The sequence below is a fragment of the Citrobacter amalonaticus genome, from assembly GCF_001559075.2.
GTDB classification, from domain to species: domain Bacteria; phylum Pseudomonadota; class Gammaproteobacteria; order Enterobacterales; family Enterobacteriaceae; genus Citrobacter_A; species Citrobacter_A amalonaticus_F.
In genome coordinates, this window is sequence record NZ_CP014015.2 from 1,145,682 (window position 1) to 1,159,239 (window position 13,558).

Here is a 13,558-nt window from a genome sequence, read left to right on the forward strand (position 1 = left end):
TCTTATTTATAGATTCACTGTAATGCAGGCCGTGCGTAGAGGTAAATCAGAGAGAGAGGCAGGCTGTGTGTTTTTTAGCCTTGATCACAAAATGCTAAGCAACGAGATGTAACGAGGAGGGTATCGCAATGGAACGGTCAGATAACAAATGGCTATCCGACCGTTGATGTCTCTGCATAAATCCCAAAAGCTAGTACCCGGCAGGCTCAACCGGATGACTGTCACCCGGAATATGGGGAGATTTCACAAAGACGCCTTTCCACGGCACCTCCCCTTTGTTCACCAGAAAATGCGCTTCACCGGGATCGCAGTGCAGAACATCCCCCGAGCCTAAGGTGTAGGGTTCACCGTTCAGGTACAGCGTCACCTCGCCTGCCAGGGTATAAAAAATTTCACAGGCTTCAATATGACGATGGTTAGGAAAAGACTGACCGGGCTGGAGCATGACGACGCCCATGTCACATACCGGGCCGCGAATGAGATACTTCGGGCCACTGTCGCCAAAACGGTACTCATGCTGCGCTTCATTCGATTTAATCATTACGATCTCCTGTTATAAACCCGGCGCTTTCCACAAAGAGGTCGTCAACCCGTGATCGACCAGACCTAACTGCTCCTGATATACCGCCTGCCATTTTTCTCGCGATTCCCGGTAAAGCTCATGTTTCTCTCTGTCCGGGACATGCTCGCGCTCCCAGCGCACCAGCCGCTCGCCCGTTTCGGCCATGGATGACCAGATCCCTGCCCCCACACCGGCAGCAATCGCACAGCCCAGCGCCGTTGCCTCTTTGACGACCGGAACGTTGACCGTCAGCCCTGACACATCCGCCAGAATCTGGCTCCAGAGTTTGCCCTTCGAGCCTCCCCCGGCAAACACCAGCGACGTGGGATGGATCCCGGTAAAATCGGCGATTTGCTGCAAATTGCAGGTCGACACAATGGCCGCATTCTCTTCCAGCGCGCGGAACAGCGTGGCCTTATTACATTTTTCTGGATCGATAGACAGGTTGATGAACGAAGGGGCGGCGTGGTACCAGCTCTTGAAGCGCATCCGGTCGGAGAAAATCGGCATCACGCCCCATGCTCCTGCCGGTACCCGGGAAGCCATCTCCTCCAGCAGAGTGTAGGCGTCGACGCCCAGGCGTTCGGCGATCAGCTTTTCTTCGGCACAGAAGGCATCACGGAACCAGCGCATCGTCAGACCGGTAAAAAAGCTGATCGATTCGGTCTGGACCATCCCCGGAATGACGTGCGGGTTAATGCGTACGTTCATCTCGGGATCGACAATCGGCGCGGGTAAATTCACTACCTGTTGCCAGAATGTTCCCCCCAGCACCGCGGTTTGCGCCGGACGAACAACCCCAAGGCCGAGACAGCCCAACTGCACATCCCCACCGCCCACCACCACCGGCGTGCCGGCTTTCAGCCCGCACTGGGCAGCAGCCTGAGCCGTCACCCTTCCCAGCAGCGTGCCGGTCTCTTTTACCGGAGAGAGAATATCTGACCGCAACCCGGCCATCTGCAATAATGAGGGTTTCCAGTCGCGCGTTTTGAGATCCAGCAGACCCGTTGTTCCGGCATTGGAAGGATCTACCGCCAGTTCGCCGCTGAGCATATACGCCATCCAGTCGCTGATCATCGTGACCGTCGAGGCGCGACGATAGATGTCCGAACGATGGTGCGCCAGCCAGAGCAGACGCGGAATGGCGCTCAACGCCAGCGTCTGACCGGTGCTGCGATAGACCTCGCTTTCGAAGGTGTAGTCGTGGATCTCCTTAAGCTCGCTGACTTCCCGCGCCGCTCTGGCATCCACGTTGGCACAGGCCCACACGGGCGTTCCCTCTGCGTCATAAACCACAATGCCTTCGCGCATCGAACAGGCGGAGACGGCAGCAATCGCTTCCGGCGCAATCCCGGCGTTATGCAATGCCTGACGAATGCATTCACAGGCCAGTTGCCAGTTTTTCCCCAGATCAAACTCCATCGAGCCGGGCACATCCGGTACGGCAAGGTGTCGCCATTCCGCTTGTCCCACCGCGATTTGTTTGCCTTCCAGGTCGAAAATCACAGCACGAACGCTTCCGGTTCCGGCGTCCAGTGCCATCAGGTAATGTGCTGATTCAGAGAGGGTACAGAGTCGGGCCATCGTTTTAGTCCTCGGCTTATTATATCTGTCAGGTCGTCAATGCTTTCTCCACGGTACAAACGGAAATTCTGTTACTTTCCTGCCGTGCACCTGCACGGCAGATACGCATTACTGCCCGCTGACAATGGCGGCGGCAGTTTCCTGGTCAGTGACCAATGCGTTGATATAACCCCCTTTCATCGCCGCAGCGATCGCTTCCGCTTTGTTCACTCCCCCGGCGACGCCGATCACGGTCGGGATCGTCTTCAGGGTATTGAGGGTTAACCCAATCAGTTCATCGTGGATCTTCATCTCCGGGATCACCTGTCCTTCGCCATCGAAGAAGTAGCCCAGAATGTCGCCCACAGCGCCTTTGCGGCCAATCATCAATTGTTCACCCTTAGTGATATAGCCTGAGCGAATAATGGTGGCCTCATCTTTCTGGTTGATGGCGCCGATACCGACAATGGCCGCATCGGCAGCCTGGGCGGCCAGCAGGACATCCTGGACGCTGTTTTCATTTTTTAACGTCCGGGCAATCTCCGCAGAAGAGGCGCGAAGCGGCGCCGGAATAATACTGACCGGACAGGCCGCGTTGAGTTGTCCAATCCCGGTCATGTAGGGCCCCACGCCACCTGACAGCGTCACCAGGCGAATTTGCTGAGCCGAGATAAATCCGCTTAGCCGTTTTAAGGTATTCATGGTCGCTTCGCCGAAGCCCGCCGCCAGAATCTGCTGCGGCTGGAGTGACTCCATCAGCATATGCGCGGCGCCGATCCCCAGGCGAATACAGGCATCCGCGCCGGGAAGTCCTGGGATGACTCGCACATTGTTCAGGTCAAAGCGACGACGTAATTCGGTTTCATATTCCAGACAGCCTTCAAAGCGAGAATTAATCTGGACGCGAATAATCCCGGACTGATGCCCCTTCTCCAGCAGCCGCGACACCTTAAGCCGCGTCAGCCCCAGCCTGTTGCTGATGTCGCTCTGCGTCATACCGTCGTGGTAATAGAACCACGCAATACGCGCCACCAGCTCTTCTTCACACATCCCTTGCTCGGAAATCATCGGGTCATTAATAGTCATCATTCTGTCTTCACTTTGAACATATCGAATTTCTGAACACAATTGTTCATTCATTGGTCGTTAATAACTGTGATTAAACCCACATTTCAGTGGGTTTCGTTTGAACAAATTTAATATTGACGATCATTTTAGCATGAAACGTGATCTATTCGTCGGTTTTATGAGCAGTTAGGTCATAAGGTTATGAACAATTCGAATCGCACAATACATTTGTTCAACCTGATTCTACCCAGGCCGAACGGAGGTGGCATGCAAATGAGTCAAGAAAAGATCGCACCACTACTCAGCGCGCAGTCTGTCTGCAAGCAGTATTCTGGTGTCAACGTCCTGAAAGGTATTGACTTTGTCTTGCGCAAAGGCGAAGTCCATGCGCTCCTGGGAGGAAATGGCGCCGGGAAATCCACGCTGATGAAAATCATCGCCGGTATTACCCCTGCGGATAGCGGGATCATTGAGATTGAGGGGTCCCGCTGTACAAAATTGACGCCCATCCTGGCGCATCAGTTAGGCATCTACCTTGTCCCGCAGGAACCGCTGCTCTTCCCCAGCCTGACGGTAAAAGAGAACATTCTCTTTGGTCTGCCCAAACACCAGAGCTCGGCGCAAAAAATGGCGGCGATGCTGACCGCGCTGGGCTGCCAGTTTGATATCAACAGCCCGGCGGGTTCACTGGATGTGGCCGACCGGCAAATGGTCGAAATCATGCGCGGGCTGATGCGCGATTCACGAATTTTGATCCTCGATGAACCTACCGCCTCACTGACGCCAGCGGAAACCGATCGTTTATTCAGCCGTCTGCGTGAATTGCTGAGCACCGGCGTGGGGATCGTTTTTATCTCCCACAAGCTGCCGGAGATACGCCAGATAGCGGATTACATTAGCGTGATGCGGGACGGAATCATTGCGCTTTCCGGGAAAACGGCGGATCTGACCACTGACGAGATTATCCAGGCCATCACGCCTGCCTCACGCACGAATGCGCTGAGCGCGACACAGAAATTGTGGCTGGAATTGCCCGGCAACCGTCCGCAGCACGACGCGGGCGCGCCGGTGTTAAGTCTCGAGAACCTGACTGGCGAAGGGTTTATGAACGTCAGCTTCGAGGTCCGCGCCGGGGAAATTTTAGGTCTGGCCGGTCTGGTCGGTGCCGGACGCACTGAACTTGCCGAAACGCTTTACGGGCTACGGCCGCTGCGGGCCGGAAGCATCGTGCTCGGCGGCAAGGATATCTCCACGCTTTCCACGCGCGAGCGTCTGCAACACGGTCTGGTGTATCTGCCGGAAGATCGACAATCGTCGGGGCTGAATCTGGATGCCTCGCTGGCATGGAATGTTTGTGCATTAACCCACAACCACAGCGGTTTCTGGGCTAATCCGGCCAAAGACAGCGCCACGCTCGAACGCTATCGCCGCGCGCTCAATATCAAGCTCAACGATCCCGAACAGCCTGCCCGCACGCTCTCCGGCGGCAATCAGCAAAAAATCCTGATTGCCAAATGCCTTGAAGCCTCGCCGCAGGTGCTGATTGTGGATGAGCCGACGCGCGGTGTGGACGTTTCGGCCCGTAACGACATCTATCAGTTGCTCCGCAGTATTGCCGCCCAGAATGTCGCGGTGCTGTTCATCTCTTCTGACCTGGAGGAGATAGAGCAGATGGCCGATCGCGTTTACGTCATGCACCAGGGGGAAACGGGTAATGATGCTCTGCAAGGCGACGAGATTAATGTCGACACCATCATGCACGTAGCGTTTGGCGACCGCACGTCAGGGACTACACCACATTCCGGGGAGGCGCCATGCTGAAATTTATCCAGAATAACCGCGAGGCTACCGCACTGTTAGCCGTGCTGCTGCTGTTCGTGCTGCCGGGGATGCTGGACAGCCAGTACCTCAGCGTTCAGACGCTGACGATGATCTTCAGCAGCGCCCAAATCCTCATGCTGCTGGCGATGGGCGCAACGCTGGTGATGCTGACCCGCAACATCGACGTGTCGGTCGGATCAATCACCGGGATGTGCGCCGTGCTACTGGGGCTGTTGCTGAACGCCGGATATCCCTTGCCGGTGGCCTGTGTGGCGACGCTGCTACTGGGATTACTGGCAGGATTTATCAATGGCGTGCTGGTCGCCTGGCTGAAAATCCCGGCGATTGTCGCCACCCTGGGGACGCTCGGTCTGTATCGCGGTGTCATGTTGCTCTGGACGGGCGGTAAATGGATTGAAGGATTGCCAGCGCAACTTAAGCAACTCTCTGCCCCGGTTTTCCTCGGCATCTCCGCCATTGGCTGGTTGACCCTGCTGCTGATGCTGCTGATGGCCTGGCTACTGGCAAAAACCGCCTTTGGTCGCTGTTTTTATGCCACCGGGGATAATTTACAGGGCGCGCGACAACTGGGCGTGCGTACCGAAGCCATTCGGATTCTGGCCTTCTCGCTTAATGGCTGTATGGCGGCGCTGGCCGGGATCGTCTTTGCCTCACAGATTGGCTTTATCCCGAATCAGACGGGAACCGGGCTGGAAATGAAAGCCATTGCCGCCTGCGTACTGGGAGGCATCAGCCTGCTGGGCGGCTCCGGGACGATCATTGGTGCCGTGCTCGGCGCCTATTTCCTGACTCAAATCGACAGCGTGCTGGTCCTGCTGCGCATTCCGGCATGGTGGAATGACTTCATTGCCGGTCTGGTCCTGCTGGCGGTGCTGGTATTTGATGGCCGGTTGCGCTGCGCGCTGGAACGCAATATCCGTCGGCAAAAATATGCCCGCTTCACGCCGCCGCCCCAACCGCGTCCGTCGGCAAAAAACACCGCGGACTCTGTGCGCACTGCCAAAAAACGTGAGGTAGCCTGATGACTCGTTTACATCGTTACGGCTGGGAACTGGCGCTCGCCGCGCTACTGGTAATTGAAATTCTGGGATTCGGCGCCCTGAACCCACGCCTGCTGGATCTGAACGTTCTGCTGTTCAGCACCAGCGACTTTATCTGCATTGGCATTGTCGCCCTACCCTTAACCATGGTGATCGTCAGCGGCGGGATCGATATCTCCTTTGGCTCGACGATGGGGCTGTGCGCCATAGCGCTCGGCGTGATGTTCCAGGGCGGCGTACCGCTGCCGCTGGCCATTATTCTGACGCTCGCGCTGGGTGCGCTGTGCGGACTGATCAACGCCGGGTTGATTATCTACACCGGTGTGAACCCGCTGGTTATCACCCTAGGGACGTTATACCTGTTCGGCGGCAGCGCGCTGCTGCTGTCGGGGATGGCGGGAGCGACCGGTTATGAAGGTATTGGCGGCTTCCCGCAGGGCTTCACCGATTTTGCCAACCTCGATGTGCTGGGCCTGCCCATCCCCCTGATCTTCTTTCTCGTCAGCGTGATCTTTTTCTGGTTGCTGATGCACCGGACCCACGCCGGACGAAATGTCTTCCTGATTGGGCAAAGCCCCCGCGTGGCGCTGTATAGCGCTATCCCGGTGAACAGGACGCTGTACGCGCTGTACGCGATGACCGGCTTTGCGTCGGCGGTCGCGGCGGTGCTGCTGGTCTCTTATTTTGGCTCTGCGCGTTCCGATCTGGGCGCCTCCTTCCTGATGCCAGCCATTACGGCGGTCGTCCTGGGCGGCGCCAATATCTACGGCGGCTCCGGGTCAATTCTCGGTACCGCCATCGCCGCGCTGTTGGTGGGCTATCTGCAGCAGGGATTGCAGATGGCTGGCGTGCCCAATCAGGTATCCAGCGCCCTCTCCGGCGCATTGCTAATTGTCGTTGTCGTAGGTCGTTCTGTCAGCCTGCATCGTCAGCAAATTAAAGACTGGCTGGCGCGTCGTCGCGCTATCCGGCAGGCCTAAAACCCATTGCCCTAAAGGAAAAGTACATGACTATTCAGAGCATTAAAAAAATTGCCGTAATCAGTACCCTTAGCCTGGCGGCGTTCACTCTCAATGCTTATGCCGCAGAGCGAATCGCGTTTATCCCGAAACTGGTTGGCGTGGGATTCTTTACCAGCGGCGGCAACGGCGCCCTCGAGGCAGGCAAAGAGCTGGGCGTCGATGTCACCTACGATGGTCCGACGGAGCCCAGCGTGTCCGGCCAGGTTCAGCTCATCAATAACTTCGTCAACCAGGGGTATAACGCCATTGTGGTTTCCGCCGTCTCGCCTGATGGCTTATGCCCGGCGTTAAAGCGTGCCATGCAGCGCGGCGTGAAGGTGCTGACCTGGGATTCTGACACCAAGCCGGAATGCCGTTCGTACTACATCAACCAGGGTACACCTGCCCAGTTAGGCGGCATGCTGGTTGATATGGCCGCAAATCAGGTCAAAAAAGAGAAAGCCAAAGTGGCCTTCTTCTACTCCAGTCCGACCGTGACCGATCAGAACCAGTGGGTGAAAGAGGCCAAAGATAAGATCGCCAAAGATCATCCGGGCTGGGAGGTTGTTACCACTCAGTTTGGCTATAACGACGCCACCAAATCGCTGCAAACCGCAGAAGGCATTATTAAGGCTTATGCCGATCTCGACGCCATCATCGCGCCGGATGCCAACGCCCTTCCCGCCGCCGCACAGGCTGCTGAGAACCTGAAAAACACCAGCGTGGCGATTGTCGGCTTCAGCACGCCAAACGTGATGCGTCCTTATGTTGAACGCGGCACGGTGAAAGAGTTTGGCCTCTGGGACGTGGTCCAGCAGGGCAAGATCTCCGTGTACGTCGCTGACGCGCTGCTGAAAAAAGGCGACATGAATACCGGCGATAAGCTGGACATTCCGGGCGTGGGCCAGGTTGAAGTCTCGCCGAACAGCGTACAGGGCTACAGCTACGAGGCGAAGGGCAATGGCATTGTGCTGCTGCCTGAGCGCGTGGTGTTCACGAAAGAGAACATCGACAAATACGATTTCTGAGTTTCATTCCTTAACCATGGAGTAAAAAATGGCTGATTTAGATGACATCAAAGATGGCAAGGATTTCCATACCGATACGCCGCAGCGCAACACCCCGTTCACGCTTAAGGGATGCGGCGCGCTTGACTGGGGGATGCAGTCCCGACTGTCGCGCATTTTTAATCCTGAGACGGGAAGAACGGTCATGCTTGCGTTTGACCATGGCTATTTTCAGGGTCCGACGACAGGACTGGAGCGTATTGATATCAATATCGCCCCCCTGTTCCCGCTCGCTGATGTGCTGATGTGCACACGCGGCATCCTTCGCAGTGTGGTACCACCTGCCACCAACAAGCCGGTGGTTCTGCGCGCCTCAGGCGCTAACTCGATTCTCACCGAGTTAAGCAATGAGGCGGTTGCGCTCTCCATCGATGATGCGGTTCGTCTCAATAGCTGCGCCGTGGCGGCACAGGTGTATATCGGCAGTGAGTATGAGCACCAGTCGATCAAAAATATCATTCAGTTGATCGACGCTGGCATCAAAGTCGGCATGCCGACGATGGCGGTAACCGGCGTGGGGAAAGACATGGTGCGCGATCAACGCTACTTCTCTCTCGCCACCCGTATCGCCGCAGAGATGGGGGCGCAGATCATTAAGACCTATTATGTCGATAAAGGTTTTGAGCGCATCGCCGCGGGTTGCCCGGTTCCGATTGTTATCGCCGGTGGTAAAAAATTACCGGAACGCGAAGCGCTTGAGATGTGCTGGCAGGCTATCGACCAGGGCGCATCCGGTGTCGATATGGGGCGTAACATCTTCCAGTCCGATCACCCTGTCGCCATGATGAAGGCCGTTCACGCGGTGGTACATCGTAATGAAACCGCTGACCGCGCGTATGAACTCTATCTGAGCGAGAAAAACTAAGCAGTCATGGGCCTGCCAGGCGGGCCCATGCGTTTCAAGGAGAACAGTATGCATGTCACTCTGGTGGAAATTAACGTCCACGACGATAAAGTCGATGAATTTATCGACGTCTTTCGCCTTAATCATTTGGGATCGGTGCGTGAAGAGGGGAATCTCCGCTTCGATGTATTGCAGGATCCGGAAGTAAAGAGCCGCTTTTATATTTATGAAGCCTATAAGGATGAAGCCGCCGTTGCGTTCCATAAAACAACGCCCCACTACCTTGCCTGCGTAGAAAAACTGGAATCGCTGATGAGCTGCCCACGAAAAAAACGCGTCTTCAATGGATTGATGCCATAAGGATCTCAAAAATGAACCGTCCCTTTTCCGGATTGAATCGCGCAGAGTGCGTCTCGTTGATGAAGCGTTACCCGTTAAGCATCGGTATTCTTGCCGGCCAGTGGCTCAAACTCGGTGAGTACCTGCAAACGCTTCGCGCACTTGAACAACCCGTTCTTCACCTGGATCTGATGGACGGGCATTTTTGCCCTCAGTTCACCGTGGGTCCCTGGGCTATCGCGCAATTACCCGCGCAGATGATTAAGGATGTTCACTTGATGGTGGATAATCCCTGGCCCGTCGTGCAGGCAAGCGTAAAGGCGGGAGCACACTGCGTCACGTTGCAGGTGGAAAACTCGCCGCATCTGCACCATATGCTCCACTGGCTGGGTGAGCAAAATGCGGAAGTCTCCGGCGGCACAATGCCGGTGTTGCGTGGGATCAGCCTGTGCCCGTCAACACCGCTGGAGCACATTCTGCCAGTCATTGAAGACGTTGAAATCGTACAAATTCTGGCGGTTAATCCAGGCTACGGTAGCAAACTCAGCAAACCTGCCTTACTGCGGCGCATCGCCCAGGTTGTCGCATTACTCAATGCGTCCGGGAAGCGGGATTCCCTTCTTCTGGCCGTTGATGGTTCGCTAACACAGGAAGAACTCCCGGAGATCATTGCCAGCGGCGTCGATCGCGTAGTATCCGGTAGCGCGCTCTTCCGGAACGATGCGCTGGCGGAAAACACTAGCCGCTGGCTAACGACGATACATTCTGCAAAGGGGTGATGAGGGGTTCTGCTGGGTGGGGAGTTTTTGGGTATTACCTTGATGAATTCGTTGAAGTTCGTGGGCATGGATGAGGGATGGTTATTGTTGAAAGAGAAATCTTGTGTGGCGCGGACTTAGGGTACAAAAACTGCTTTTGAGGACGTTGTTTTATTTTTGGTGCGAAGGCCGGACTCGAACATCGCACTTACCTCATTGGTTTATATGTCATTTTCTGAATGCAATATAATCAATACCATCATAAATACCATCACGCAACATAGTCATTTAAACGCATAACGCAATTTTTTATTAAAGTAAAGATAAAAATTGAATCAATACCCAAATGATGGTATCCTAGAGGATGGTTTTCAATTCTAACATGGATTTAGGAAGCACTAATGCTTAACTTTGAACAAGTGCTAAACGACATCGAAAATCTTCTTTTTGGCAAACAGCTACAGCCAATTAATCCTTCTACGCCTCCACTATGTATTATAAGCATTGATCGTGAAAACGGTAAATATAAAGTCTCTTCTAATTCTGAATCTAAAACACGTTCATTATCAGAGCTTGAATCGATTTACAGCAATTTAAATATTAGAGGTTTTTGTAATGTAGAGCAGGTTCTTTACGGTAGTTCTTCGAGCAGGAACCAACCAGAAACAATATTTGCTAACTTACCCTATATTCAACATTTCAAGTATGAAAACAAAAAACATCTGTTATTGCGTAGTCATAATGTCCATGAAGCAGCGACATTATCAGAAGTTCAAGGCTCTGAATTTAGGGTTTTAAGAAAAAAAATTGATAATTTTCTCAATTTGAATCTTGGGAAAATTTATGAACAGCAGGTTGAATTAGTTCAAAGCCTTGATGATGCTTATCAAATAGTTTTGAAGAAATTCCCATCTGAAATTGCTTCAAAAAAGGTTGAGGTTACTCTTAATAGATTTAAAGAGCTTTCCGCAGATATGGCTAACTCAGTTGTGACTCTTGATTATAATATAGAGGTGCCAACATTAAAAATTAGTAATAATACTACTGTAGAAGAACTTATAGAGTCACCCAATACTTATGGAGTAGATGAGGGTGAAAATGATACAACATCATCACAGTTGAACTTGGAATTAAAAACTCTACAAGCTAAACTTGGTGTTGCAAGAATTACCTCCAAGACTCCGGTTTTATCTCTCATTTTTGATCGGGTTCATTTTGGTGATATTGAACTACAACCTGACTTCCAAAGAAAAGATCGTATTTGGAATAGTGAGAAGAAGTCTAAATTAATCGAGTCTATTCTCTTAAAACTCCCACTTCCTGTATTTTATTTTGGTAATCGAATCGCAGAAGATAAGTGGGTCGTTGTTGATGGTTTACAACGGATCACAACAATTTATGATTTTATGAGTGGAGAATTTAAACTTTCTAAACTTGATATCCTTGAGGATTTAAATGGTAAAGAGTTTGGTGAGCTTACTCGCACTGAACAAAGAGCCATAAGAGAATATGAAATCACGGCTTACTTTATAGAAATGAATAAAGATAGCACTGATCTCATAGTTGAATTATTCCACCGTATCAATACATATGGTGTTAAGTTAAGTGATCAAGAAATTCGTTCGGCCCTGAATCAAGGTTCAAGTGTTAAGTTTTTACGGTATCTGGCATCCAAAAACGAATTCAAACAAGCAACGCATGGTAAGGTTAAGCCTGATAGACAAAAGGATATGGAGCTTTGCCTTGCTGCTCTTGCATTTATAAATATTGGCTTTAAAAATTATAATTTTAATTCCTATGATAAGTTTTTATCAAAAGCCATGGAAAACTTAAATCTATATAAACTAAACTTATTAAACGAAAAAGAAATAGATTTAGGAAGTGCGTACATTTCGAATGAATGCAACGAGTATCTTCAAATAGAAAGAAAATATTTGAGGGCTTTAAACCTCGCCTATGATGTTTTCGGTGATTTAGCTTTCATAAAAGAGATTGGCTCTAATACATCACCTATAAGTAAGCAACTTTATGAAGTGATAATTTACTATTTCTATTATGTTACTGAGGAACAAGAAGAGTTATTGCTGAAAAATTCTGATAAATTGGTTGATACCCTTTATTCTGCTATTGATAGCAATTCAAAAGAATATGCCACATGGGATTCACAGACTTACATTGAAGCAGAGCGAGGGTTTAAGGACTCTATCTCTACCTCAACAGGAAAGAAAATAACTATATTATATAGATTCAATTCTTTTGCGAAAATTCTTGAACAAAGCACAGGCATTAAGATTGTTAATGCTAATGAGGGTAATTGATAATGCTCCCTATTAAATCGATAAAACTCAAAAATTTTAAATCATACAAAGAGCAATCTTTTGATTTGTCAGGTCTAAATGTATTTTGTGGTAATAACTCTGTCGGTAAGAGTACAGTAATGCAAGCCATAGGTATGGTGTTACAGTCTGATTTTGGTAGTAAAAATGATATAAAGTTAAATGGTGAACTGATAAACATTGGTCGTATTGACGATATTATTAATGACTTTATTTCAGATGATGATCAACTGAAAATCACTCTATCAGTTAAAGAATGTGAAGTCAGTTGGGGGGTTACACAAGAGGACTCAGCAAATCTCCGTAATGAACTTCCATGTATTTCAGGTATGGATAGCATTAAAACAATTAAAGACTTTATAAATGCAAGTAATTTTCAATATATTGAAGCCGAACGTATTGGTCCAAGAGACAATATTTCTTTATCACAACACAATTTTCATAGCGATTGGTTGGGGAAAAAAGGTGAATATGTCATCGAAGTATTAGACAATATAATGAATAGACAAGATAGACTAATACTGAAAGATGGTAATCCAAATAAAGACGACCCAAGAATACATCATAATTATAATAATGTCAGGGTTGCGAATAATATACAGGCATGGATGGATGAAATATCCCCAAATTATAAAATACAGCCAAAATTGGAAGTTAGTGCAAACATTGCTTATAACACAATACAGGCTGAGTCAGGAAAACAAACTAAACCCAAAAACATTGGTTTTGGTTATAGCTATGCTTTGAGTATTGTTTCAGCATTACTTTTAGCAAAACCGGGCGAATTAGTAGTTTTAGAAAACCCGGAAGCCCATTTGCACCCTAGAGGACAAAGCTATATGGGTAGATTAATAGCTTACACTGCTCAAGCGGGAGTACAGGTATTGATAGAAACTCATAGCGATCACCTTCTCAACGGAATCCGTGTCGTAGCAAGAACATCTCCTGACTTTTCACCTGAGCTAATTTCGTTATTTTATATTTCACATGAGAATAATGAATCTACTGCAGAAAAGATATCTATTGGCAAAGATGGAAAACTTTCTAGTTGGCCGAAAGGATTCTTTGACCAGCAATCAATTGATATGTATACCATTATGACAGGATCATTTAATACTCCTGATATTGAAAATTAAGG

Annotated in this window: 12 protein-coding genes; 9 read left to right on the forward strand and 3 right to left on the reverse strand. The window is 50.5% G+C overall.

Features of this window, described 5'->3' with window-relative positions; all coding sequences use genetic code 11:
* Positions 1–190 precede the first annotated feature (190 nt).
* The 3 genes from AL479_RS05435 to lsrR form a co-directional block, all read right to left on the reverse strand.
* Entirely contained in the window at positions 191–541 is a 351-nt protein-coding gene (locus AL479_RS05435) for a cupin domain-containing protein (protein WP_061075352.1), read from the reverse strand.
* Positions 542–553: 12 nt separating this feature from the next.
* Positions 554–2,146 carry an autoinducer-2 kinase gene (gene lsrK, locus AL479_RS05440; RefSeq protein WP_061075353.1) on the reverse strand — a complete coding sequence of 531 codons (1,593 nt, stop codon included), beginning with the start codon at positions 2,144–2,146 and terminating at the stop codon, positions 554–556.
* 108 nt (positions 2,147–2,254) lie between these two features.
* Positions 2,255–3,211 (reverse strand): transcriptional regulator LsrR, encoded by a 957-nt coding sequence (gene lsrR / locus AL479_RS05445; protein ID WP_061077934.1) that lies wholly within the window; start codon positions 3,209–3,211, stop codon positions 2,255–2,257.
* Positions 3,212–3,460: 249 nt separating this feature from the next.
* On the opposite strand from lsrR, the gene lsrA reads away from it, so the two are divergent.
* The 9 genes from lsrA to AL479_RS05490 all read left to right on the forward strand — a co-directional run bounded on the left by lsrA (position 3,461) and on the right by AL479_RS05490 (position 13,556).
* The gene (gene lsrA / locus AL479_RS05450; RefSeq protein ID WP_061075354.1) at positions 3,461–5,014 is read left to right on the forward strand and encodes an autoinducer 2 ABC transporter ATP-binding protein LsrA; all 1,554 of its coding nucleotides are present in this window, start codon (positions 3,461–3,463) and stop codon (positions 5,012–5,014) included.
* The gene (gene lsrC, locus AL479_RS05455; protein ID WP_061075355.1) at positions 5,008–6,057 is read left to right on the forward strand and encodes an autoinducer 2 ABC transporter permease LsrC; all 1,050 of its coding nucleotides are present in this window, start codon (positions 5,008–5,010) and stop codon (positions 6,055–6,057) included. Before lsrA ends, lsrC begins: the two co-directional genes overlap by 7 nt.
* Positions 6,057–7,055, forward strand: a complete 999-nt coding sequence (gene lsrD, locus AL479_RS05460; protein ID WP_061075356.1) for an autoinducer 2 ABC transporter permease LsrD — start codon at positions 6,057–6,059, stop codon at positions 7,053–7,055. Before lsrC ends, lsrD begins: the two co-directional genes overlap by 1 nt.
* 26 nt (positions 7,056–7,081) lie before the next feature.
* Positions 7,082–8,104 (forward strand): autoinducer 2 ABC transporter substrate-binding protein LsrB, encoded by a 1,023-nt coding sequence (lsrB, locus tag AL479_RS05465; protein WP_000155278.1) that lies wholly within the window; start codon positions 7,082–7,084, stop codon positions 8,102–8,104.
* Positions 8,105–8,132: 28 nt separating this feature from the next.
* Positions 8,133–9,008, forward strand: a complete 876-nt coding sequence (lsrF, locus tag AL479_RS05470; RefSeq protein WP_046487278.1) for a 3-hydroxy-5-phosphonooxypentane-2,4-dione thiolase — start codon at positions 8,133–8,135, stop codon at positions 9,006–9,008.
* Between the two features lie 48 nt (positions 9,009–9,056).
* Positions 9,057–9,347 (forward strand): (4S)-4-hydroxy-5-phosphonooxypentane-2,3-dione isomerase, encoded by a 291-nt coding sequence (gene lsrG, locus AL479_RS05475; protein ID WP_044264508.1) that lies wholly within the window; start codon positions 9,057–9,059, stop codon positions 9,345–9,347.
* Positions 9,348–9,358: 11 nt separating this feature from the next.
* The gene (locus AL479_RS05480; RefSeq protein ID WP_061075357.1) at positions 9,359–10,105 is read left to right on the forward strand and encodes an epimerase; all 747 of its coding nucleotides are present in this window, start codon (positions 9,359–9,361) and stop codon (positions 10,103–10,105) included.
* Between the two features lie 380 nt (positions 10,106–10,485).
* Positions 10,486–12,402: a DUF262 domain-containing protein gene (locus AL479_RS05485; protein WP_061075358.1), complete on the forward strand. Its 1,917-nt coding sequence runs from the start codon at positions 10,486–10,488 to the stop codon at positions 12,400–12,402.
* Positions 12,403–12,404: 2 nt separating this feature from the next.
* Entirely contained in the window at positions 12,405–13,556 is a 1,152-nt protein-coding gene (locus tag AL479_RS05490; RefSeq protein ID WP_061075359.1) for a DUF3696 domain-containing protein, read from the forward strand.
* Positions 13,557–13,558: the final 2 nt, after the last annotated feature.

What these genes read in the sequence shown, in the direction of transcription:
- lsrC (WP_061075355.1), top strand. Translation starts at nt 5,008, where the DNA reads ATGCTGAAATTTATCCAGAATAACCGCGAGGCTACCGCACTGTTAGCC.
- AL479_RS05485 (WP_061075358.1), top strand. Translation starts at nt 10,486, where the DNA reads ATGCTTAACTTTGAACAAGTGCTAAACGACATCGAAAATCTTCTTTTT.
- AL479_RS05490 (WP_061075359.1), top strand. Translation starts at nt 12,405, where the DNA reads ATGCTCCCTATTAAATCGATAAAACTCAAAAATTTTAAATCATACAAA.
- lsrR (WP_061077934.1), bottom strand. Translation starts at nt 3,211, where the DNA reads ATGACTATTAATGACCCGATGATTTCCGAGCAAGGGATGTGTGAAGAA.
- lsrK (WP_061075353.1), bottom strand. Translation starts at nt 2,146, where the DNA reads ATGGCCCGACTCTGTACCCTCTCTGAATCAGCACATTACCTGATGGCA.
- lsrF (WP_046487278.1), top strand. Translation starts at nt 8,133, where the DNA reads ATGGCTGATTTAGATGACATCAAAGATGGCAAGGATTTCCATACCGAT.
- lsrD (WP_061075356.1), top strand. Translation starts at nt 6,057, where the DNA reads ATGACTCGTTTACATCGTTACGGCTGGGAACTGGCGCTCGCCGCGCTA.
- AL479_RS05480 (WP_061075357.1), top strand. Translation starts at nt 9,359, where the DNA reads ATGAACCGTCCCTTTTCCGGATTGAATCGCGCAGAGTGCGTCTCGTTG.
- lsrG (WP_044264508.1), top strand. Translation starts at nt 9,057, where the DNA reads ATGCATGTCACTCTGGTGGAAATTAACGTCCACGACGATAAAGTCGAT.
- AL479_RS05435 (WP_061075352.1), bottom strand. Translation starts at nt 541, where the DNA reads ATGATTAAATCGAATGAAGCGCAGCATGAGTACCGTTTTGGCGACAGT.
- lsrA (WP_061075354.1), top strand. Translation starts at nt 3,461, where the DNA reads ATGCAAATGAGTCAAGAAAAGATCGCACCACTACTCAGCGCGCAGTCT.
- lsrB (WP_000155278.1), top strand. Translation starts at nt 7,082, where the DNA reads ATGACTATTCAGAGCATTAAAAAAATTGCCGTAATCAGTACCCTTAGC.